This is a genomic window from Thalassovita sp., assembly GCF_034670005.1.
Classification (GTDB): Bacteria; Pseudomonadota; Alphaproteobacteria; order Rhodobacterales; family Rhodobacteraceae; genus Thalassobius.
The window spans coordinates 117,133-137,578 of sequence record NZ_JAXMOH010000003.1 but is presented as its reverse complement, the minus strand read 5'-3'; the positions used below and the strand labels follow the sequence as shown (position 1 = coordinate 137,578).

Below are 20,446 nucleotides of genomic sequence, written 5' to 3'. Positions count from 1 at the left end.
CCTGCGGCGTCATAGTACGAGCGGGGCGAAAGGTTGGACTGTACATGTTTATGCTTACGGGGCTGCTTGGCGCAATGCTGGCAGGTGTCGCGATTGTTGGTCTGATTACCGACTTCGATTCAGCAAGTGACGACACAGCAGACGAAGATCCCATTGATGAAGGTTCAGAGGAATCCTTCGTCGATATTGGTGCCGTTTTCGACATTGGAACGGCTTCGGCCGGTGACCTGACCGGCAGCGAAGGCGATGATATTCTGGGCGGGACCGAAGCGGAGGAAATCCTCTCCGGTGGCGGTGGCGACGATCAGATCGGCGGCTATGGCGGCGCCGACAGCGTTTTTGGCGGCGCGGGGACCGATGACCTGCACGGTGCTGATGGCGACGATGTCGTGATGGGCGATGCTGGTAATGACGTTCTGCATGGCGAAGCTGGCGATGACCAACTGTTCGGCGGCACCGGTGACGATCAGCTTTACGGTTACGAAGGCGATGACACTCTCGATGGACAATCCGGGGATGACAGCCTGACCGGCGGCGGCGGCGACGACGACCTGACCGGCGGTGCCGGGGATGATGCACTGCTTGGCGGGCTGAACGACGACAACCTGACCGGCGGGCCCGGGGCCGACACGCTGTTCGGTGGCTGGGGCGATGACGACGTAAGCGGCGACGATGACTCAGAGGCCGATTTCCTCAACGGCGGCGGTGGCAACGACACCATCAGCGCTGGCAGCGCCGATATCGTCAGCTTGGGCGATGGATCGGATACGGTTCTGATCGGGGAATGGGTCGACGACCCGGTAACTGTGACCGATTTCGACATGGGCGAAGACACCATGCTGCTGATCTACGACGATTCAGACGGGGTGGATCCTGTTTTGGAACTGGAACCGTCACAAACCGCGCCCGGCGACATGGTTCTGACCATGAACGGCGAAGCGATTGCGACATTGAACAACGTCACCACCGTCAACGACGCCAATTTCGTGCTGATGCCGCAGTCTAGCCTCGAAAGCCTCAGCGCTGCGTGAGGCGTCGTTTTCGCTTCCCTTTCGCTGACTTTTTTCCTATACGCCCGCATCTGTCCCGGATTCGCCGGTACAGTGCATTTATGGACCTTGCTGGACGACATCCCGGCTTGAGCCCTCACCTTTCGTTCAAAGGAGATCCCGATGTCGATCACTGTTGAAGAAAAAGCCCGCGTCATGAAGGAATTCGCAACCAAGGAAGGCGACACCGGTTCGCCCGAAGTTCAGGTTGCCATCCTCAGCTCGCGTATTGCGACCCTGACCGAGCACTTCAAGACCCACAAGAAAGACAACCACGGTCGCCGTGGCCTGCTGAAGATGGTTGCCCAGCGCCGCAAGCTGCTGGACTATCTGAAAGGCAAGGAAGAAGCGCGCTATCAGGACCTGATCAAACGTCTGGGCCTGCGCCGCTAAGCGCCCGCAGAATTTTCGAATTCAGAAAGCCCGCTCCGGTCTGGAGCGGGCTTTTTCTTTGCGCATAACCGATCAGCCAGCCCGACCAATCACCGGGTTCAGAGGCGAAAATATGCAGAAAGCCAGCCCTGATCTCTGTTCGCCTTGTGGAAATCGGAAACGATTCAGACTGGTCGCGCCGCAAGTTTCTCAAGCCAATGATCCCGCCGCTCTTTCAGCAGCCGTTGCCGCGCCAGATCGATAAGATCCTTGTCGAACCGTTCCAATTCTTCAAACCCGAATCCGTCTTCACCCTGTTCGTTCCAGACGCATTGCAGATCCTTTGGGTGTGCATTGCCCATCCGCAGAGTGAACCAAATCCGGTTTTTGATCTTATCCAGATCCCTGGACGCTCCAACCCATATCAAACCCTCCGAGGGGCAGCGAATCGCAAAAATTCCCAACGCCGGGTCACGGTCCTTATAAGCGTTGATCGCCGCTTTTCTGTCTTCGTGTTTCATTTCCATCTCATTTTTATCCGGGTTATATTGACTTCTATATTTATACCCGGGTAATTACAAGAAAAGGCATGGAGTTCTGATGGACACCCGCTACACGCACACCGCTTTCGCCGACATGGCCCGGATCGCCTCCGGGCCGCTGTCGGAGATTGCGTTGTTAGTCAAACATTCCGACCCCGCCGCAGCACAGCCATTGGTGTTCGATGACCATAGCGGCCGGGTTGTGGATCTGGATTTGCGTGGAACCGATGCTGAAATCGTCACCCGCTACCAACCCAAGGCCACTCCGACCCCGATCCGTAAACGCGGTCGCCCGAAACTGGGCGTTGTTGCACGAGAAGTAACCTTGTTGCCGCGGCACTGGGATTGGCTGTCCCAACAACCCGGCGGCGCGTCACGCGCGCTGCGGCGGCTGGTGGACGAAGCCCGCCGCGCCGACGCCGGGACCACCGACGCAAGGCAGGCGCAAGAAGCCGCCTATCGCTTCATGTCAGCGCTGGCGGGCAATCTACCCGGTTTCGAAGAGGCCAGCCGCGCGCTTTTCTCCGGTAATCTGCCTGCCTTCGAGGCGCATATCGCCAATTGGCCAGACGACGTCAGGACATATGCCCTGCAATTCATGACGCGAACGGACAGACCTGAAAATGATCTTTCTTGATCCTGCCTCGCACTTGGCGTGGCGTTCGTCGCCCTCTGTGTCGAACCTGCGCAGCCCTTTGTGCAAAAGACCGACACTGTACTGACTCCCAGCGATAACAACGCCCCGAACATGATTCGGGCGCCTATTTCGGGCAGGTATTTACATTCCAGACGGCGCCGGATCAGCCGAACTTCACAAACAACAAGGAATAGGGTTTCTTAACCTTACCCACCGCAGCTTTAACCGCGTCAGAATCGCCGGCTCGGACGGCATCAAGCAGCGCCCTGACTGAGATTTCGAAATCTGTCGCCAGCTTCGCATATGCGTCGCTTCCCTCGGCCTCCGCTGGCGGTACCGCGATCACTTCAGCGGCAAGATACGACAGCACCGCCGCGCGTTCATGGATTTCGGACATCATCGCGTCATCCAGCACCGCCATGTCGAGCGCCAGAAGATGCTCCATCTCCGCGTGGTAAGCGTTCATGCGGTCCGAAAACGTCTGAACCCCATTGCGGAGATGAAGCGCGCTGAATACCTCCCGCACACCTTCCAGCGTCTCATGCGCCTGCGCCAGATCACCGGCATCGATCCGGGCCTTTGCCGCCGCTGCCAGCCGCGTCACCTCGGTCATGGCATCGCCCCAGAGCGGATCATCCTCATACTGCGGCGGAGGCGCAGCAGCATAGGTGGCGAACAGCGCGTCAAATTGGTTGGTGAAGTTCGCCATCGCCCCGGTAGAAGCACCGACATCGCCCGTATTGGTTTTAAACAGTGCCGTTCGATAAGCGCCGTACATTTGCCGATAGGCGTTTTCGAAATCGGATACCGGTCCGGCATTCGCGGAGCTCAAAGCAGCCACGGCAAAAAAACCGCCGAGAAGAAATCGTTTCATAACTTTACTCCGCACTGTGCATTTCCACCTGTCTAAGCCGGACGCAAGGCTATGCAATTGATCTGCGTCAACTGGCGACTCCACCGATCTGCGATCTACGGTGTCTGTATGCCCTGCCACCTTTCCTGTTCCAAATTGGCATAAACTCCTGTATGGCCGCACCATCTGAGACGTTGCGCCCTGACCCCGGCGCTCGAAGAAATGATAGTGGGGTCGGCGGCAATGGGGCCGCCATGACAACGGAAGACCCGGGATACGCCTGGGAGTGCTTCCAATTAGGATACGCAAATGTTTGACGTAACGACGAAATCAATTCAGTGGGGCGATGAAACCCTCACTCTGGAAACGGGCAAGGTTGCCCGTCAGGCCGATGGCTCTGTCATCGCCACCTTGGGCGAAACTTCGGTCATGGCCAACGTGACCTTCGCCAAGGAACCCAAGCCCGGTCAGGATTTCTTTCCGCTGACCGTGCATTACCAGGAAAAATACTATGCTGCCGGCAAAATCCCCGGCGGTTTCTTCAAGCGCGAAGCGCGCCCGACCGAAAAAGAAACGCTGACCGCGCGTCTGATCGACCGTCCGATCCGCCCGCTGTTCGTGCCCGGCTTCAAGCATGAAGTTCTGGTCATGTGCACCGTGCTGAGCCACGATCTGGTCAACGATCCCGACGTGGTCGCAATGATCGCCGCTTCGGCTGCGCTGACCATTTCCGGCGCGCCGTTCCGTGGCCCAATTGCCTGTGCCCGCGTTGGTTTCTCTGAAGGAGAATACGTCCTGAACCCGTCCGTCGACGACATGCAGGACCTGCGCAACAATCCTGAGCAGCGTCTGGACCTGGTGGTTGCCGGGACCAAGGACGCGGTGATGATGGTAGAATCGGAAGCTTACGAGCTGTCCGAGGATGAAATGCTGGGTGCGGTGAACTTCGCGCACGAACAGATTCAGCCGGTCATCGACCTGATCATCTCGCTGGCCGAAGACGCAGCGAAGGAACCGTTCGACTTCACCCCCCCGGATTATTCCGAGCTGTTTGAAGTCGTCAAAGCCGCCGGTGCAGACAAAATGCACGCTGCGTACGCCATCACCGACAAGCAAGAGCGCGTTGCCGCTGTCGCTGCGGCGAAAGACGCCATCAAGGCAGGCCTGAGCGAAGAACAGTTGGAAGACGCCAATCTTGGCGCCGCCCTGAAAAAGCTGGAATCGAGCGTCCTGCGCGGCACTGTCGTAAAAGAAGGCAAGCGGATCGACGGTCGCGCGCTGGATCAGGTGCGCCCGATCGTGGCCGAAACCGGCCTGCTGCCACGGACTCACGGCTCGGCCCTGTTCACCCGTGGCGAAACCCAAGGGTTGGTCGTGACCACTCTGGGCACCGGCGACGACGAACAGTTCATCGACGCGCTGCACGGCAACTTCAAATCGAACTTCCTGCTGCATTATAACTTCCCTCCCTATTCGGTTGGTGAAGTTGGTCGCGTGGGTGGCCCGGGCCGTCGTGAGATCGGCCACGGTAAACTGGCATGGCGTGCCTTGCAGGCGGTTCTGCCGGCGGCAACCGATTTCCCCTACACTTTGCGTCTGGTGTCGGAAATCACCGAATCCAACGGTTCGTCTTCGATGGCATCGGTCTGTGGCGGTTCGCTGTCGATGATGGATGCCGGTGTGCCGCTGAAGGCCGCCGTGGCCGGTGTGGCCATGGGCCTGGTGCTGGAAGAAGACGGCTCCTACGCCGTTTTGACCGACATCCTGGGTGACGAAGATCACCTCGGCGACATGGACTTCAAAGTGGCAGGGACCGAAAACGGCATCACCTCGCTGCAGATGGACATCAAGGTCGCGGGCATTACCCCGGAAATCATGCAAAAAGCCCTGGCTCAGGCCAAGGATGGCCGGATGCATATTCTGGGCGAGATGAACAAGGCGCTTTCGGGTGTCGGTGAATTCTCGGCGCACGCTCCGCGTATCGAAACCATGCAGATCCCGACCGACAAGATCCGTGAAGTGATCGGTTCGGGCGGCAAGGTGATCCGCGAAATCGTCGAAGTGTCGGGCGCCAAGGTCGACATCAACGACGACGGCATCATCAAGATCGCCAGCCCGAACGGTGAGGCGATCCAGAAAGCCTATGACATGATCCATTCGATCGTGGCGGAACCGGAAGAAGGTCATATCTACAAAGGTAAGGTCGTGAAGATCGTCGATTTCGGCGCCTTCGTGAACTTCTTCGGCAAACGTGACGGGCTGGTCCATGTCAGCCAAATCGAAAACCGCCGCCTGAACCACCCTTCGGACGTTCTGAAGGAAGGCCAGGAAGTCTATGTGAAGCTTCTGGGCTTCGACGACCGTGGTAAGGTGCGCCTGGCGATGAAGATGGTCGATCAGGAAACCGGCGAAGAGCTCGCGAAAGAAGAAAAGCCCGAGGACTGATTCGGGCCCTTGCTATGCAGAATGGAAAGGCCCTGGCGTGATCGCCGGGGCCTTTTTGGCACCTTGATTGCGCAAATATTTTTCGCTTCGCTTTGTGCATGTTTGCTACGCATAAAAGAATTCATTATTGGATAGCAATGCACTCAGAAGTCACCATCATTTCAGTCTGCTATGACAGTACAAGCGTGCTGGGTTTGATGTTGAGCTCAATTCCTGAAGGCACGCCGACGATCGTCGTCAACAACACCCAAAACGATGCTCAGGAAATGAAGAACCTTGCGGGCCAGTTTGGGGCGACTGTTATCCAGAACGACATAAACAGAGGTTTCGGTTTCGGCTGCAACCAGGGTGCGGCACTGGCAGACACCCAATTTCTCTTATTCCTCAATCCAGATGCCACCCTTGAACCCGACACACTGGACATGCTGATACAAGCGGCTGGAAAATACGAACAGGCTTCCGCTTTCAATCCAAAGATTCTCGACAGCAACGGCAAGCCTCGTTTTCGCCGACGGAGCGCGATTTCCGCCAAAGACCGAAATACGGCAAGTGGCGCCCCGGATTGGGACTGCGAGGTGTCAGTCTTATCCGGAGCCGCGATGATGGTTCGAAGATCTGACTTCGAAAAAGTACATGGCTTCGACGAAAAGCTGTTCCTTTACCACGAAGACGAGGAACTGTCTTACAGGTTGCGCGAAACCTGTGGACCATTGATGTTCATACATACCGCAACCGTTAGCCATCAGGGCGGAAATTCGAGTCCGAATTCGCTTCAAGTCACCGAACTCAAAGCTTGGCACATGGCGCGGTCAGGCGTCTATCTTGCTTATAAACGTGGTTTGCGCTTCCCAAGACTGCGGCGCTTGGTTCTGGCGACATTTCAGCTTGTCTCTCCAGTTTGCTGGTTCTCTGTCAGAAAGAGGAAGAAACAACTGGCAATTTTCAAAGGCGTCTTAAGCAGCTTTTCCGACTTCGGCGCAGGGTATAAGGACCCATCATGAAGAATCTCCACCGTAAAGTTTATCTCTGGCTACTTGCTTTGAGAGGTCAATCGTCAGAGAAATTCCATGTCCATGGGGTGGATGTCTTTGTGCCAAAGTCTGTGGATTTCAATCTTCGGTACTTATTTCACCGGGGCCGTCCCTATGAAGAGGCCGAGGCAACACTGATCCGAAAATACCTCTCCCCGGGCACCCCGGTGATCGAGCTAGGCGGATGTCTTGGTGTGATATCGGCGGTCATCCGTAATCAGATCGGCCCTGAACCAAAGCATATCGTTGTCGAGGCAATCCCCGAGCTTGCCGAAATCGCCAAAATTAATGCACAGGCAGGCGGTGGGTCGGTTCAATCCCAACTCATTCAGGCAGCGATCGACTATTCTGGCGGTGATACCGTGACATTTGCGCTTGGTAAAAACCCGCATGTTGGTCACATCGCATCTGAAACCGAAACCGGCGTGACGGTGCCGGCAACCACGCTTGCCAAAATCAGAGAGCAAATGCCCGAAGGCCCGTTTGCCTTGGTTTGCGATATCGAGGGAGCAGAGATCGCTCTTATCGACACCGAGTCAGAAACGATGCAGGACATCGATACCTTTATCCTTGAAGTGCACCCCAAGGTTTACCCGGATGGCGAAAGAACGGTGGACAGTTTGATCGAAAAAATAGGCACCTTTGGTTTGAAACAGCAGCAGCGCATAGACAATGTGATCTGCTTTGTTCGGTCTTAAACAGCCATCACTCATGAACGGCTAAAAACTGAGACCTCAATCAAAAAATGCCACCGCAATATCTGCGGTGGCATTCATTTTTAGGAAGAGCCTAGGCCCAGCTTCCCATTGGTTCTCAAGCTGGCTTCTTCGCCAAGCGCAGATAGGGCAACTTGATGTCGATGTCGCCGAACTTTTCCTTGGCCTGCTCGTCAGTCAGCGACAGCGCCACGATCACGTCCTGACCCACGGTCCAGTTAGCCGGGGTGGCGATCGGGGTGTTGTAGGTTGCCTGCAACCCATCCAGCGCGCGCAGCACTTCGGCGAAGTTGCGGCCCACCGACATAGGATAGGTCATTATCAACTGCACCTTCTTGTCCGGCGAGATGATGAAGACCGACCGGACCGAGGCGCTGTCGGCGGCGGTACGGCCATCGGGCAGGTAGGCTTCGGCGGGCAGCATGTCGAACAGTTTCGACACTTCCAGATCTTCATCAGCGATGATCGGGAAACCGGCCGGTGCACCAGAGAAGCTTTCGATGTCGCTTTTCCATTTCTCATGCTCTTCGACGGCGTCGACACTGAGTCCGATCACCTTTGTATCGCGCTTGGCCCATTCATCGGCCAGCTGTGCAACCGCGCCAAACTCGGTGGTGCAAACCGGTGTAAAATCCTTCGGGTGAGAAAACAGAATCGCCCAGCTGTCGCCGATCCAATCATGGAAAGAGATCGTGCCCTGATCGGTTTCAGCAGTAAAATTCGGAACGATGTCGTTGATACGCAAACCCATAGCCTGCTCCTTTTTTTGAAAAAATGACATTCTAAGATTTAGATACGTTCTAAGGTGGAACTTACCAAGTCCTGTCATATCAATAAACCCAAACCAGGACAGAGTGTCGCAGGGTTTGACATTCCTAAAAATTTGATCAAATTCTCATAGCAGGAAGAAGCCGTCTTGAAGCTCGCATGAACCCCTGTCACATTACGCGAGAATCTGCGGATATATTTCTGCCTGGCAGAAATAGCACCGGACTAGAATTTGCTCACGGGAGAGTGTGATGATCGAACAACGTCAATTTTATATCAACGGGGAATGGGTCGACCCGGCCGAAGCGAATGACCATCAGGTAATCGATCCTTCGACCGAAGAACCTTGCGCAGTCATTTCGCTGGGCGGTCAGGCCGATGTGGACAAGGCCGTTGCCGCCGCCAAGGCCGCGTTCCCCGCTTGGATGAACACCTCTAAGGAGGAGCGCATCGCGCTGGTCGAAAAGTTGCTTGAAATCTACAAGCGGCGGGGCGCTGAAATGGGCGAGGCGATGTCGATGGAGATGGGTGCGCCGATTGACATGTCTTCCACCCAGCAGGTCGGCGCAGGTACCTGGCACATCTCGAATTTCCTGACCGCGGCTAAAAATTTCGACTTTATCCGTCCGCTGGGCGATCACGCGCCGAACGACCGGATCATCTATGAACCCGTCGGCGTCTGCGCCCTGATCACGCCGTGGAACTGGCCAATGAATCAGGTCACACTGAAAGTGGTCGCCGCAGCCATCGCCGGCTGCACCATGGTCTTGAAACCGTCCGAGGAAAGCCCGCTGGACGCAATGCTGTTCGCTGAATTCATGGACGAAGCCGGGTTCCCCAAAGGCGTATTCAACTTGGTGAACGGCGACGGGATCAACGTCGGCACCGCCATGACCGGCCACAAGGATGTCGACATGGTCAGCTTCACGGGTTCGACCCGCGCCGGCATCGCGATTTCCAAAAACGCAGCCGACACGGTCAAGCGTGTACATCTGGAACTGGGCGGTAAAGGCGCGAATATCGTGTTCGCCGATGCAGACGACAAGGCGGTAAAGCGCGGCGTTCTGCACATGATGAACAACACCGGCCAAAGCTGCAACGCGCCGAGCCGGATGCTGGTTCAGAAAGGGGCCTATGATCAGGCCGTCGAAACCGCCGCCGAAGTGGCCAGCAAGGTCACCGTGGGCAATGCGCACGAATCCGGGCGTCATATCGGCCCGGTGGTGAATGAAGCCCAGTGGAACAAGATCCAGGGCCTGATCCAGAAGGGTATCGACGAAGGTGCGCGTCTGGTCGCCGGCGGTCTGGGCCGTCCTGAGGGGCTGAACAAAGGCTTCTATGTCCGTCCGACCGTGTTTGCAGATGTGAACAACGAAATGACCATCGCGCGCGAAGAAATCTTCGGGCCCGTTCTGACGATCATTCCCTTCGACGACGAAGAAGACGCCATCGCAATTGCCAATGACACCCAGTACGGCCTGACCAACTACATCCAGACCCAGGACGGATCCAAGGCCAACCGTGTGGCCCGGCAGTTGCGTTCGGGCATGGTGGAAATCAACGGCCAAAGCCGTGGCGCTGGCGCGCCCTTTGGCGGCATGAAGCAATCCGGCAACGGCCGCGAAGGTGGTGTCTGGGGCATCGAGGATTTCCTCGAGGTCAAGTCGGTCGCAGGCTGGACAACCGAGGCGGACGCGGCAGAATAAATCCGCCCGCCATTGCAGAAAACCGGCATCCGGGGCTATGACAGCCCCGGATGTTTTCTTTGTGGGGACCCGATGGCCAAGAGCAAACCGAAATCGCAGGCGGATTTTGTACCGGAAACGGTGCTGAAACGTGATATTTTTTCCGAAACGATTTCAGGTCATCTGGCGTCGGATCCATCGGTCAAGGTTGCGCTACGCAAACTGGATGGCGTGCCGTGGTACGCCCGGCCCCTATCGCAATTTCTGGCCCGCAAGGAGGCGCGCGGATTGCGCGCAGTTCAGGGAATCGAAGGGGTTCCGGAGCTGCTGGCCGCCGACAAGGCGGGTATCCTGCGGGTCTGGTCACAGGGTACGCCGCTGCACCTGGCGAAACCCTCAGATGCTCTCTGGTTTCAGGATGCCAAGCGCCTGTTACGCGACATGAAGCGGCGCGGCGTCTGCCATAATGACATTGCCAAGCCGCAAAACTGGTTGATGACACCGGACGGACGCGCCGCAGTCATTGATTTCCAGCTCGCCAGCGTACACAGACGCCGTGGCAAACTGTTCCGCATCGCCGCGCGCGAAGACCTGCGGCACATGCTGAAACAGAAACGCGCCTTTGCCCCGCACCTGTTGACAGCGACCGAAAAGAAAATGTTGATGCAGAAATCCCTGCCATCTCGGATGTGGATGGCAACCGGAAAGAAGCTTTATAACCTCATCACTCGTCGGTTGATGCATTGGTCCGATGGCGAAGGATCGGAGAACCGGATCGAACATGACGGGCCAGCAATCCGCAAGGCGCTACTGGCTGCAGGGGCACAGGATGTGGCTTTCGCAACCTACGCAATGTCTGCCGGGGGTGTGGGCATATATGCCTTTGTCGAGGGCGATCTGACGCCCGATGCCCTGCCGCAATCCGGACCGGTGGCGAACCTGACCCAGCTTGTTACAGCATTGCCACGCGATCAGGACGGTTCTGTCAGGACCGACCTGTTGGAACTCATCGCAATCAATCGGTTGGAAGAGCTGGATCAGATTCTTAACGGGGACACCGCTTTGTATTCTGCCCTGCAACCGATCATTGCTGGACGGCTGAATTTAACCGATCGCCGCTTGCACTGAGCGAAGCCTGGCCCAGATTTCGTCGCGCTTTCCGTATCAGAACGGAGCCTTAGACCGAAATCCCATACCCTTGCCGCTATCGGGATGTTTGAGCCGCAACTCTTCGGAATGCAGCATCAGGCGCGGAAATTCCCCGGCCTCGCCTTCGGCATAAAGCGGATCGCCCAGGATCGGATGTCCCAATGCCAGCATATGCACCCGCAATTGATGGCTGCGGCCGGTTTTCGGGCTCAGCCGGACGCGGGTTTCATTGACACCGTATTTCAACACGCGCCAATCGGTAATCGCCGATTTCCCGTTTTCATGATCGACCATCTGGCGCGGTCGGTTGGGCCAGTCGACGATCAGGGGCAGATCAACGGTCCCGGATTTGGGCTCCAACCTCCCCCAAACCCGGGCGACATAGGTTTTCTTGGTTGTCCGTTTTTCAAACTGCATCGACAGGTGACGCTGCGCGTGAGGGGTCAGCGCGAACACCATCACCCCCGAAGTATCCCGATCCAACCGATGCACCAGCAAAGCCTGTGGAAAAACCGCCTGAACCCGGGACAGCAGGCAATCGGACAGATGTTCACCCCGCCCGGGGACGGACAGCAAGCCCGAGGGTTTGTCGACGACCACGATTTCGTGATCCTCATGCAGGATCACAAGAGGATCAGACGGGGGGATATATTCGGTGCTCCAAACCATGGCGGTTGGATACGCGCGGGCGGGCAGAGGCGCAACCCGACGTCACGCTTGCTTGTGTAGACACCCCCCTGCACCCTGCTGCCAAACGAGGAGGACCCGCAATGCATCCGACAGTCAAACGCATGACCGAAATTGTTGCTTCTGGCGACGACAGCAAGATCATAGAGATTTTGGCCGAGGAGGTACGGTTTATGCCACCTACTTATTGGAAAACATGGGTAGGACGTGAACCCGTCGCGGCAGTTTTGGGCCATGTCGGGCAGGTGTTTTCAAATTTTCGCTATCGCCGGATCATGGGCGAAGGCAAAGATTGGGCGCTGGAATTCCAATGCAAAATTGGGGATCATGATGCAGTCGGCGTCGACCTGATCACCCTTAACGATGCAGGGCTGATCGAAGAATTCGAAGTCGTCATGCGCCCACACAGTTCAGTCGGAGCGCTGCGCGATGAAATGAACAAACGGGTGATGACAGATGCCCGCTTCCTCAAATTCAAAGAGGCGTTACGCTGATTACATTTTCGAGTGGCGCAACTGGCGCCACATCGATACCGAATAGATCACCAGCGCCACCCAGATCATCGGAAAGGCGATCATGCGGGCATGGTCGAACGGTTCTCCGAAGACCAGCACCGCCACTAGGAAGATCAGAGTCGGGGCGATATATTGCAGCACGCCGATGGTCGACAGCCGCAGCAGCTTGGCCCCGTTTGCATAGGTCATCAGCGGCACCGCAGTCACCACCCCGGCCCCCATCAGCAACGCCATGTCAGTCCCGGCGACGGTGAAATGCCCCTGCCCGGTCGTGGAAAGATAGATGACATAGCCCAACCCCAGCGGCAGCAGGATCAGCACCTCCAGCATGAAGCCCTGATTGGGCCCCACCGGCAGAGATTTCTTGAAAAAGGCATAAAACCCCCAAGACACAGTCAGCCCCACCGCGGCCCAAGGTAATGTACCGGCATCGATCCACAGCACGGCAACTGCCAGCGCGGCGAGCGCGATAGCTACACCCTGCGCCTTGGTCGGTCGTTCCCCCAGCAGCATTGCGCCCAAGGCGACGCTGAAAAGCGGGTTGATGTAATAACCAAGGGCGGCATCGAGTGCTCGATCGGACGCGATCGACCAGACATAAATGCCCCAGTTGATCGACACGAGAACCGCCGTAACGCAAGCCATGATCAGGGTGCGGGGGGTGCGGAGGGCTTCGATCAGGTCGTTGGTGCGGCCCAGCACGATCAGCACCACGGCCGCGATCGGGACGGACCAGATCACCCGGTGCGCTACCACCTCAGCGGGCGGAATATGCGCCAGCATCTTCATATAGAGAGGCATGAATCCCCACATCAGATAAGCCGCCATGGCAAAGGCAAGCCCTTGCGGTGTATCGACATTTGCAGGTTTCACTGGCTTGCTGGACATTTGTTGAATTCCTTATTGCCCCTCGGCTTTACCGCAGAAGTCAGCCCGGCAAAAGACCGCAATAACCCGGTCAGGTTCATTGCACCACAACGGACCCGAAGCGGCGGGAAAACGCGGACATACCAGCAGGCAGGTGTAGAGTCTTTCATAGGGATATGCGCATTTTGCAGCCCGGTTCGCTACATATTGCTCAGCCCCCCGGCTGCCGCAGGCATGATGCCTTTCATCGGGACGGCCGCAGGTATCGTCAAATCTTAACAAGATCGACCGTTTTATGGTCAAATACCCAAAAAGCGACCCAAGCGTCCAAGGCAAGCCAACAAGGCAATCACATCTGGGCAACCGGTCTGCAAGAAGGTCCGGATGACAGGAATGCAGGACACCATTCCGGTCGCGGATACAGCGAAGGAGACACTCTGATGTGCCTGACACCCGAAGCGCTTGCTTTGTTCCTGAACCTGCTCAACCCGGAAATCATCGAGGCCGAGAGCGGCCAGATCACCATTCACGCCACACAAAAGCAGGCGGTGTGGGTTTTGAGCGGCGAACAGTGGTGTACTGATGCGCCACAGCAAAGCGGCACTGGCGGTCTGTAATCGGATCGTGGATCAACCTTTGAGCGCCGTGCGCAGCCAGTCGGAAATCCTGCGTTCGGCATCGACACCCTGAGGAATGACCCTGCGCAGCGACAGGAAGGCGTGAATCTGGCCGGGATATTCCAACAGCGTCACCGGCACCCCCGCCGATTTCAGCGCATCGGCATAGTCATGCCCGTCGCACCACAGCGCGTCATGCCCCCCCGCGATGATCAGCGCGGGCGGCTGCCCCGGCAACCGGTCCGACCGCAGCGGCGAAATACGCGGATCGAACCGGTCCTGCCCGTTGGGAATGTAATGATCCATGAACCAATCTATCCGCTGGCGCGGCAACAGCGGCTGATCGCGCAGATCCCGCATCGACGCCGTATCCAGCGCCGCATCCACCGCCGGATAGATCAACAGTTGCGCCGCGGGCATCGGATCGCCCGAGGTGGCCAGATCGTGCATCAGCGCAGCGGTCAGGTTGGCCCCGGCGCTATCGCCGCCGACAACCAGTTGCGATGCGTTCAGGGCGGCCGGGCCGGTGCCCAGCGTCAAGGCCCGGTAGCAGGCCAGAACATCATTCACTGCGGCAGGGAATTTATGTTCCGGGGCGAGCCGGTAATCATAGGAAATCACCCTGATGCCCGCATCCCGGGCCAGTTGGCCGCAAAGCCCGTTATGGGTTTGGATATCGCCCTGAACCCAGCCGCCGCCATGCAGATAAAGCAAGGTCGGCTGAGCCCCGAAGGCATCGCTCCCTTTCGCAACATAGATGCGCGCGATGCGGGGGCCGTCGGCACCGGGCAGGGTGATGTCGGTCTTGGCGATATCCGCAGGACAGGGCCGGTCGAACCTGGCGGCCAGTGTCGCCAATTGTGCGCGGCTTTCTTCGACAGAGGGCATGCCACTGTCACCACGGATACGTTGCACCAGTTGGCTGACCGCGTGGGATTTCGGATCAATACGGCGGCCGTCCACTACAGGTAGTCGTCCGGCATAGAACAGGCGAACGATCCATTCGGGGAGCAGGACAAGCCACAGCCCCAGCAAAATTGATATTTTCCGCATTCCCGCACCCTCCGCTGCCCCGAACCTTCCGGGTTCGGGGCAGCAAAGTCAACGGAGCTGAATACTACCCTAAGACGGATTTCCCGGAACCATGACAGTCCCGGGGGCAGGCCCTAGACCCGTTCGATGGCAATCGCGGTGCCTTCGCCGCCGCCGATGCAGATCGCCGCGACCCCGCGTTTCAGCCCACGGGTTTCCAGCGCGTTAAGCAGCGTCACCATGATCCGCGCACCCGACGCGCCGATCGGATGGCCCAGCGCACAGGCGCCGCCGTTCACATTGACGATGTCGCGATGCAGGCCCAGTTCGCGCATGAACGCCATCGGCACCACCGCAAAAGCTTCGTTCACTTCCCACAGATCGACATGTTCGATGCTCCAGCCCAGCCGGTCGAGCAGTTTACGCGCGGCGGGAACCGGGGCGGTAGGAAATTGGGACGGCGCCTGTGCGTGGCTGGCATGCCCCATGATCCGTGCCCGGATATTCAACCCCTGCGCCTGCGCCGCCTCTTCGGAGGCCAGAACCAGCGCTGCCGCACCGTCCGAGATCGAAGACGAATTGGCCGCCGTCACGGTCCCATCCTTGCGGAAGGCCGGTTTCAGCAGCGGGATTTTTTCGGGGCGCGCCTTGGCAGGTTGTTCGTCGGTGGAAATCTGGTGTTCGCCATTTTTGTGATGCAGGGTGATCGGGGTAATTTCACCCTTGAAAGCACCGCTGCGTTCAGCATCGAGCGCATTGGACAGGGACGCCAGCGCATATTGATCCTGTTCTTCGCGGGTGAACTGGAATGCTTCGGCGCAATCTTCGGCAAAGGTGCCCATCAGGCGGCCCTTGTCATAGGCATCCTCCAGCCCGTCGAGGAACATGTGGTCCATGACCTGCTGATGGCCGATCCGGGCCCCGCCGCGCATCTTGGGCAGCAGGTAAGGCGCGTTGGACATGCTTTCCATGCCGCCCGCGATCATGGTGTCGGCATGGCCAAGCGCGATCTGGTCGAAGGCGACCATCGCCGCCTTCATACCCGAGCCACACATCTTGTTCAGCGTGGTCGCGGGGACTTCTTCGCCCAGACCACCGGCAAACCCGGCCTGTCGCGCCGGTGCCTGACCCTGACCTGCAGGCAGCACGCAGCCCATCAGCACCTCGTCCACCGTGCCAGTGCCGGCATCGGCCAGCGCCGCCCGAATGGCAGCCCCGCCAAGGACCGAAGCCTCGACCCCGTCAAAAACCCCCTGGAACCCGCCCATCGGGGTCCGTGCTGCGCCTGCGATAACGACCGGTTTCATGGTAATTCCTCCTGTGTTCGTCCCTGCATACCGAATGGTAAGGTTTGCCGTCTAGCCTTTGCCGCAATTGGTTTCAAAAGAACGGAGATGGCATGGAGATGTCCAGCAGACGCCATGGCGACACCCAAGTGGTCACGATTGACGAGAACCGGATCGATGCGGCGATTGCCATCGCCTTCAAGGACAAGATACGCGACTTGACCGAAAATGGCCCGAGGAACGTGATCCTTGACCTTGGTAGGGTCGAATTCATCGATTCCAGCGGTCTGGGCGCGATCGTGGCAGCGATGAAACAGCTGGGACAGGACCGGACGCTGCAACTGACCGGGTTGATGCCAAACGTGGAAAAGGTGTTCCGCCTGACCCGCATGGATACGGTATTTCGAATCCACGAATCGATCGATGCCGCGCTCGCCGCGAATACCGCATGACCCTGACAAAGACCTGAAAGGCAGGCTGTGATGGCACCGGATGAAACGATCGCGTTCAGCTTTGACGGCAGTGCCATCGGGGTCAGGCAGGCCCTGACCCGGCTGATGCGGGATCTGCAGGCGCGGTCGTTCAACAAGGTGGATCGTGACAACGTGGAACTGGTGCTGGCCGAGGCGCTGAACAATATCGTCGAACATGGCTATCGCGGTGGCAAGAATGGCAAGATCGACCTGTGTTGTACCCTGCGGCCAGAGGGTGTCGACATCGTGGTGATGGATTGTGGTGCCGCTGTACCGGAGGCGGTGCTGTTGCCGCGCGCCGCCCCCGATCCGCAGACCCGGATGCACGACCTGCCCGAAGGCGGCTGGGGCTGGTCGATGATCCACAAGTTGACCGGCAAGCTGAAATACAGCCGCGAAGGGGACTGCAACAGGCTGGAACTGCATCTGCCGTTTTCGGTGGACGTCAGGCCCGGCAGCGGGTCTGACTGAGACGGCAAGCCGGGGGAAAAGCCCAAGATTCGCCATATTGCCCACTCATTGCCGCCCGATTGGCGGGGCATAACAGGGGTGTAGCTGCTCTTAGCTTCCCTCGGCGTCATGCGAATATAGCCCCCACCCAGAGCATGGCGCCGAGGCCTAACCTTCCCTTGCCATCCCTGAAAAGCGCTCTAATCTGCCGCAAAACCTGCGGAGATCCTTATGAGAGACTTTCAACTGCCCGGGCGGTCACCGGTATTCGCTGCCAACGGCGTTTGCGCTACGTCGCATCCGTTGGCTGCAAAAGCTGCCATCGATATTCTGGAACGCGGCGGCAACGCGGTGGACGCGGCGATTGCCGGGGCGGTTCTGTTGGGCATTTGCGAACCGCAGATGACCGGGATCGGCGGCGATTGTTTTGTACTGATGTCCCCAGCGGGCAGTGACGAAATTCTGGCGCTGAACGGATCGGGCCGGTCGGCAAAGGCGGCGAATGCCGCAGATTTGCGCGACCGTGGCCTGTCGGCGGTGCCGGTTCAGGGCCCCGAGGCGGTGACCATTCCCGGTGCGGTGGATGCGTTTTGCCGGTTATCCGAGGATCACGGGCGGATCGGGCTGGACGCAATCCTTGCCCCGACGATCCGCTACGCCGAGGAAGGGGTGCCCGTCGCGCCGCGCGTCGCCTTTGACTGGCCGACAAGCGCCAAGGCGCTGCAAGGCCACGGGCTGACCCATTATATGCCCGGCGGCACGACCCCGAAAACCGGTGACCTGTTCCGGTCCCCGATGCAGGCTGAAGTGCTGCGCCGGATCGCCAAGGACGGGCGCAAAGCCTTTTATGAAGGTGAAATCGCCGAGGATATGGTGCGGACCCTGCAAGCGGCGGGCGGCGTTCACACGCTGGAAGATTTTGCAGCCACTGCCTGCGATTACACCACGCCGGTCAGTGGCACCTATGCCGGGGCCGAGTTGGTCGAGCACCCGCCAAACGGTCAGGGCGCGACCGCGATCCTGCTGCTTAACATTCTGAAACATTTCGACATTGCCGCGATGGAACCGTTCGGCAGCCAGCGCGCCCATATCGAAGCGGAAGCGGCCAAGCTGGCCTATGACGCGCGCAACCGGTTCATTACCGACCCGGAAAACTGCGCGAAGCTGGACTACATGCTGGCGCCTGAAACGGCGGCCAAGCTGGCGGCGCTGATCGACCCCGGCAAGGCGATGCAGGCGGCCGCGCATCTGACCGAGGCGGTGCACAAGGACACGATCTATATCACCGTGGTCGATCGCGATCGCATGGCGGTGTCGCTGATCTATTCGATTTTCCACGGCTTCGGGTCGGGTATCGCGTCGGAAAAATACGGTATCCTGCTGCAAAACCGCGGGGCGGGATTCACGCTGGAACAGGGCCATCCAAACGAAATGGCGGGCGGCAAGAGGCCGATGCACACGATCATCCCCGGCATGTTGCGCGAAAATGGCAAAGTGCGGATGCCGTTTGGCGTGATGGGTGGGCAATACCAGTCGAACGGCCATGCCCGGCTGGTGTCGAATATCCGCGATTTCGGGATGTCGCCACAGGACGGTATCGACGCGCCGCGCTGTTTCACCTTTGACGGGGTGATGAATGTCGAACGGGGCTATTCCGACAAGGTGCGGCAGGAACTGGCCGATCTGGGGCACCGGGTGGAAATCCCCCAAGGTCCGATCGGCGGTGCCCAGGCTATCGTGATCCGGGACGATGGCGTTCTGGAAGGCGGGTCTGACCCGCGCAAGGATGGCTGTGCCCTGGGTTACTGAGCCTTGGTGATCAAGCAAACAAGGGGCCTGAAAAGGCCCCTTCGCACGCCGACGGCAGGTCGATCAGTTCAGTTGGAAATGCAGCGGGTAATGGCCGTCTTCGAACGGGCCAAACAGGTCGGGAATGTCGGGATGATCCACCGGTTCGCCGGAATAATCCGCCACAAGGTTCTGTTCCGACACGTAAGCGACGTAGTAGCTTTGATCGTTTTCGGCCAAAAGATGGTAAAAAGGCTGCTCTCTCGACGGCCGACTTTCCTCGGGAATCGAGTGATACCATTCTTCGGTATTACTGAACTCCGGGTCGACATCGAACACCACACCGCGGAACGGGTGCTTCTTATGGCGGACGACCTGGCCCAGATGATATTTGGCACGCGTTCTTAACATGGTCTTGCAGCCCCCATGACCCAGAGATAGACGGTTTTCAGGGTAAATGTCCATGTTTGAAGCCGGAATTTAAGGGAAACAGTCTGTGAACCTTGCCTTTACAGTAATCGAAATCACAGCGCCAGTGTTCATGCTGGCGGCCATCGGTTTTGCCTGGGTCAAAGCCGGCTTCGATTACCCCGTGCGATTCGTCACCCAGTTGGCAATGACGCTTTCGGTGCCTTGCCTGATCTTTACTGCGCTGATGAAGACCGAAATCGACCCGCAGGCGTTAACCACGCTATCGTTGGCCTCGGTCGCGGTCTATGCGGTGGTGTCGCTTGCGGCTTTTGCGCTGGTGCGGATCGGGCGGCTGGATCTGCGCACCTATATGGCGCCGATCATTTTCAGCAATACCGGAAATGTCGGTCTGCCGCTGGCGCTGTTCGCCTTTGGCGAGGCCGGATTGGGATATGCCGTTGTCGTCTTTGCCATCATGGCGATCTGGTCGTTTACCTTTGGCGTCTGGTTGGTCGCGGGGGGCGGGTCTTTGATCAAGGTGGTCAAGGAACCGCTGGTCGGGGCCACGATTTTGGGCGGGATTTTCCTGTGGCAGGGCTGGCATACGCCGGTTTTTGTGACCAACGCGCTGGATCTGGTCGGACAGATGGCGATCCCGATGATGCTGATCACGCTGGGCGTGGCGGTGGCGCGGATGCATCCGGGCCATATCCGCCAGGCAACCTGGATTTCGATGGTCAAGCTAGCGATGTGTTTCGCGATTTCATGGGCCGTGGGGCGGTGGTTCCAGCTTGATGATATCGCCTTTGCCGTATTGGTGATCCAGGTTTCAACGCCGGTTGCGGTGACGTCTTACCTGTTGGCGGAAAAATACGGCGCCGACGCGGAATCGGTGGCCGGGTTGGTGGTGGTTTCAACCCTGATGTCGGTGATCGCGATCCCGCTGATGCTGAGCGTACTGCTGTAACGGCGCCGGGGGCCGCGATCCGGATATAGCGGCCTTTGCGGCCCTGAACTGACCTGAATGTGACAGCATCCCCCATTTGCAGACGCTTTGATTTCCGCTAGAGTGT

Annotated in this window: 22 protein-coding genes; 14 read left to right on the top strand and 8 right to left on the bottom strand. The window is 58.3% G+C overall.

What is annotated here, in order from left to right; all coding sequences use genetic code 11:
- Positions 1-44 precede the first annotated feature (44 nt).
- Positions 45-1,031: a calcium-binding protein gene (locus VOI23_RS08155; RefSeq protein WP_323783974.1), complete on the top strand. Its 987-nt coding sequence runs from the start codon at positions 45-47 to the stop codon at positions 1,029-1,031.
- A gap of 141 nt (positions 1,032-1,172) precedes the next feature.
- The gene (gene rpsO, locus VOI23_RS08150) at positions 1,173-1,442 is read left to right on the top strand and encodes a 30S ribosomal protein S15 (protein ID WP_058261394.1); all 270 of its coding nucleotides are present in this window, start codon (positions 1,173-1,175) and stop codon (positions 1,440-1,442) included.
- Between the two features lie 164 nt (positions 1,443-1,606).
- On the opposite strand, the gene VOI23_RS08145 is transcribed toward rpsO, so the two are convergent.
- A complete protein-coding gene (locus tag VOI23_RS08145) occupies positions 1,607-1,942 on the bottom strand; it encodes a GIY-YIG nuclease family protein (protein WP_323783972.1) in 336 nt (111 codons plus the stop codon).
- A gap of 79 nt (positions 1,943-2,021) precedes the next feature.
- Between VOI23_RS08145 and VOI23_RS08140 the strand changes: the two genes are divergently transcribed.
- Positions 2,022-2,600 (top strand): DUF2239 family protein, encoded by a 579-nt coding sequence (locus VOI23_RS08140; protein ID WP_323783971.1) that lies wholly within the window; start codon positions 2,022-2,024, stop codon positions 2,598-2,600.
- A gap of 163 nt (positions 2,601-2,763) precedes the next feature.
- Here VOI23_RS08140 and VOI23_RS08135 read toward each other — a convergent pair whose 3' ends face one another.
- The gene (locus VOI23_RS08135) at positions 2,764-3,474 is read right to left on the bottom strand and encodes a hypothetical protein (protein ID WP_323783969.1); all 711 of its coding nucleotides are present in this window, start codon (positions 3,472-3,474) and stop codon (positions 2,764-2,766) included.
- A 288-nt stretch (positions 3,475-3,762) separates the two neighbouring features.
- On the opposite strand from VOI23_RS08135, the gene pnp reads away from it, so the two are divergent.
- The 3 genes from pnp (at position 3,763) to VOI23_RS08120 (ending at position 7,627) form a co-directional block, all read left to right on the top strand.
- Positions 3,763-5,898, top strand: coding sequence for a polyribonucleotide nucleotidyltransferase (gene pnp, locus VOI23_RS08130; protein WP_323783967.1), 2,136 nt, complete (start codon positions 3,763-3,765; stop codon positions 5,896-5,898).
- 137 nt (positions 5,899-6,035) lie between these two features.
- On the top strand, positions 6,036-6,899 hold the full coding sequence (locus tag VOI23_RS08125) for a glycosyltransferase family 2 protein (protein WP_323783964.1): 864 nt from the start codon (positions 6,036-6,038) through the stop codon (positions 6,897-6,899).
- A complete protein-coding gene (locus VOI23_RS08120; RefSeq protein WP_323783962.1) occupies positions 6,896-7,627 on the top strand; it encodes an FkbM family methyltransferase in 732 nt (243 codons plus the stop codon). The genes VOI23_RS08125 and VOI23_RS08120 overlap by 4 nt, the downstream gene beginning before the upstream one ends.
- Positions 7,628-7,742: 115 nt before the next feature.
- Here VOI23_RS08120 and VOI23_RS08115 read toward each other — a convergent pair whose 3' ends face one another.
- Positions 7,743-8,396, bottom strand: a complete 654-nt coding sequence (locus VOI23_RS08115) for a peroxiredoxin (protein WP_323783960.1) — start codon at positions 8,394-8,396, stop codon at positions 7,743-7,745.
- A gap of 268 nt (positions 8,397-8,664) precedes the next feature.
- Here VOI23_RS08115 and VOI23_RS08110 point away from each other — a divergent pair, with 268 nt between their 5' ends.
- Positions 8,665-10,119 carry an aldehyde dehydrogenase family protein gene (locus tag VOI23_RS08110; RefSeq protein ID WP_323783958.1) on the top strand — a complete coding sequence of 485 codons (1,455 nt, stop codon included), beginning with the start codon at positions 8,665-8,667 and terminating at the stop codon, positions 10,117-10,119.
- Positions 10,120-10,191: 72 nt separating this feature from the next.
- A complete protein-coding gene (locus VOI23_RS08105) occupies positions 10,192-11,226 on the top strand; it encodes a phosphotransferase (RefSeq protein WP_323783956.1) in 1,035 nt (344 codons plus the stop codon).
- A gap of 36 nt (positions 11,227-11,262) precedes the next feature.
- On the opposite strand, the gene VOI23_RS08100 is transcribed toward VOI23_RS08105, so the two are convergent.
- Positions 11,263-11,916 carry an RluA family pseudouridine synthase gene (locus VOI23_RS08100; RefSeq protein WP_323783954.1) on the bottom strand — a complete coding sequence of 218 codons (654 nt, stop codon included), beginning with the start codon at positions 11,914-11,916 and terminating at the stop codon, positions 11,263-11,265.
- A gap of 101 nt (positions 11,917-12,017) precedes the next feature.
- Between VOI23_RS08100 and VOI23_RS08095 the strand changes: the two genes are divergently transcribed.
- Positions 12,018-12,428, top strand: a complete 411-nt coding sequence (locus VOI23_RS08095) for a nuclear transport factor 2 family protein (protein ID WP_323783952.1) — start codon at positions 12,018-12,020, stop codon at positions 12,426-12,428.
- On the opposite strand, the gene rarD is transcribed toward VOI23_RS08095, so the two are convergent.
- A complete protein-coding gene (gene rarD, locus VOI23_RS08090; protein WP_323783950.1) occupies positions 12,429-13,337 on the bottom strand; it encodes an EamA family transporter RarD in 909 nt (302 codons plus the stop codon).
- Positions 13,338-13,756: 419 nt separating this feature from the next.
- Between rarD and VOI23_RS08085 the strand changes: the two genes are divergently transcribed.
- A complete protein-coding gene (locus VOI23_RS08085; RefSeq protein WP_323783948.1) occupies positions 13,757-13,933 on the top strand; it encodes a hypothetical protein in 177 nt (58 codons plus the stop codon).
- Positions 13,934-13,945: 12 nt separating this feature from the next.
- On the opposite strand, the gene VOI23_RS08080 is transcribed toward VOI23_RS08085, so the two are convergent.
- Together VOI23_RS08080 and VOI23_RS08075 are read right to left on the bottom strand one after the other, a co-directional pair.
- A complete protein-coding gene (locus VOI23_RS08080) occupies positions 13,946-14,986 on the bottom strand; it encodes an alpha/beta hydrolase (RefSeq protein ID WP_323783946.1) in 1,041 nt (346 codons plus the stop codon).
- Positions 14,987-15,099: 113 nt separating this feature from the next.
- Positions 15,100-16,272: an acetyl-CoA C-acyltransferase gene (locus VOI23_RS08075; protein WP_323783944.1), complete on the bottom strand. Its 1,173-nt coding sequence runs from the start codon at positions 16,270-16,272 to the stop codon at positions 15,100-15,102.
- 92 nt (positions 16,273-16,364) lie between these two features.
- On the opposite strand from VOI23_RS08075, the gene VOI23_RS08070 reads away from it, so the two are divergent.
- The 3 genes from VOI23_RS08070 to VOI23_RS08060 all read left to right on the top strand — a co-directional run bounded on the left by VOI23_RS08070 (position 16,365) and on the right by VOI23_RS08060 (position 18,983).
- A complete protein-coding gene (locus tag VOI23_RS08070; RefSeq protein WP_323783942.1) occupies positions 16,365-16,703 on the top strand; it encodes an STAS domain-containing protein in 339 nt (112 codons plus the stop codon).
- Between the two features lie 30 nt (positions 16,704-16,733).
- On the top strand, positions 16,734-17,195 hold the full coding sequence (locus VOI23_RS08065; protein WP_323783939.1) for an ATP-binding protein: 462 nt from the start codon (positions 16,734-16,736) through the stop codon (positions 17,193-17,195).
- 210 nt (positions 17,196-17,405) lie between these two features.
- A complete protein-coding gene (locus tag VOI23_RS08060) occupies positions 17,406-18,983 on the top strand; it encodes a gamma-glutamyltransferase family protein (RefSeq protein WP_323783937.1) in 1,578 nt (525 codons plus the stop codon).
- 63 nt (positions 18,984-19,046) lie between these two features.
- Here VOI23_RS08060 and hspQ read toward each other — a convergent pair whose 3' ends face one another.
- A complete protein-coding gene (gene hspQ / locus VOI23_RS08055; RefSeq protein ID WP_058261538.1) occupies positions 19,047-19,373 on the bottom strand; it encodes a heat shock protein HspQ in 327 nt (108 codons plus the stop codon).
- Positions 19,374-19,458: 85 nt separating this feature from the next.
- Here hspQ and VOI23_RS08050 point away from each other — a divergent pair, with 85 nt between their 5' ends.
- A complete protein-coding gene (locus VOI23_RS08050; RefSeq protein WP_323783934.1) occupies positions 19,459-20,340 on the top strand; it encodes an AEC family transporter in 882 nt (293 codons plus the stop codon).
- Positions 20,341-20,446 lie beyond the last annotated feature (106 nt).

What these genes read in the sequence shown, in the direction of transcription:
- VOI23_RS08095 (WP_323783952.1), top strand. Translation starts at nt 12,018, where the DNA reads ATGCATCCGACAGTCAAACGCATGACCGAAATTGTTGCTTCTGGCGAC.
- VOI23_RS08120 (WP_323783962.1), top strand. Translation starts at nt 6,896, where the DNA reads ATGAAGAATCTCCACCGTAAAGTTTATCTCTGGCTACTTGCTTTGAGA.
- VOI23_RS08105 (WP_323783956.1), top strand. Translation starts at nt 10,192, where the DNA reads ATGGCCAAGAGCAAACCGAAATCGCAGGCGGATTTTGTACCGGAAACG.
- rarD (WP_323783950.1), bottom strand. Translation starts at nt 13,337, where the DNA reads ATGTCCAGCAAGCCAGTGAAACCTGCAAATGTCGATACACCGCAAGGG.
- VOI23_RS08155 (WP_323783974.1), top strand. Translation starts at nt 45, where the DNA reads ATGTTTATGCTTACGGGGCTGCTTGGCGCAATGCTGGCAGGTGTCGCG.
- pnp (WP_323783967.1), top strand. Translation starts at nt 3,763, where the DNA reads ATGTTTGACGTAACGACGAAATCAATTCAGTGGGGCGATGAAACCCTC.
- VOI23_RS08115 (WP_323783960.1), bottom strand. Translation starts at nt 8,396, where the DNA reads ATGGGTTTGCGTATCAACGACATCGTTCCGAATTTTACTGCTGAAACC.
- hspQ (WP_058261538.1), bottom strand. Translation starts at nt 19,373, where the DNA reads ATGTTAAGAACGCGTGCCAAATATCATCTGGGCCAGGTCGTCCGCCAT.
- VOI23_RS08060 (WP_323783937.1), top strand. Translation starts at nt 17,406, where the DNA reads ATGAGAGACTTTCAACTGCCCGGGCGGTCACCGGTATTCGCTGCCAAC.
- VOI23_RS08080 (WP_323783946.1), bottom strand. Translation starts at nt 14,986, where the DNA reads ATGCGGAAAATATCAATTTTGCTGGGGCTGTGGCTTGTCCTGCTCCCC.
- VOI23_RS08125 (WP_323783964.1), top strand. Translation starts at nt 6,036, where the DNA reads ATGCACTCAGAAGTCACCATCATTTCAGTCTGCTATGACAGTACAAGC.
- VOI23_RS08070 (WP_323783942.1), top strand. Translation starts at nt 16,365, where the DNA reads ATGGAGATGTCCAGCAGACGCCATGGCGACACCCAAGTGGTCACGATT.
- VOI23_RS08145 (WP_323783972.1), bottom strand. Translation starts at nt 1,942, where the DNA reads ATGAAACACGAAGACAGAAAAGCGGCGATCAACGCTTATAAGGACCGT.
- VOI23_RS08140 (WP_323783971.1), top strand. Translation starts at nt 2,022, where the DNA reads ATGGACACCCGCTACACGCACACCGCTTTCGCCGACATGGCCCGGATC.
- VOI23_RS08135 (WP_323783969.1), bottom strand. Translation starts at nt 3,474, where the DNA reads ATGAAACGATTTCTTCTCGGCGGTTTTTTTGCCGTGGCTGCTTTGAGC.
- VOI23_RS08085 (WP_323783948.1), top strand. Translation starts at nt 13,757, where the DNA reads ATGTGCCTGACACCCGAAGCGCTTGCTTTGTTCCTGAACCTGCTCAAC.
- VOI23_RS08100 (WP_323783954.1), bottom strand. Translation starts at nt 11,916, where the DNA reads ATGGTTTGGAGCACCGAATATATCCCCCCGTCTGATCCTCTTGTGATC.
- VOI23_RS08065 (WP_323783939.1), top strand. Translation starts at nt 16,734, where the DNA reads ATGGCACCGGATGAAACGATCGCGTTCAGCTTTGACGGCAGTGCCATC.
- rpsO (WP_058261394.1), top strand. Translation starts at nt 1,173, where the DNA reads ATGTCGATCACTGTTGAAGAAAAAGCCCGCGTCATGAAGGAATTCGCA.
- VOI23_RS08110 (WP_323783958.1), top strand. Translation starts at nt 8,665, where the DNA reads ATGATCGAACAACGTCAATTTTATATCAACGGGGAATGGGTCGACCCG.
- VOI23_RS08075 (WP_323783944.1), bottom strand. Translation starts at nt 16,272, where the DNA reads ATGAAACCGGTCGTTATCGCAGGCGCAGCACGGACCCCGATGGGCGGG.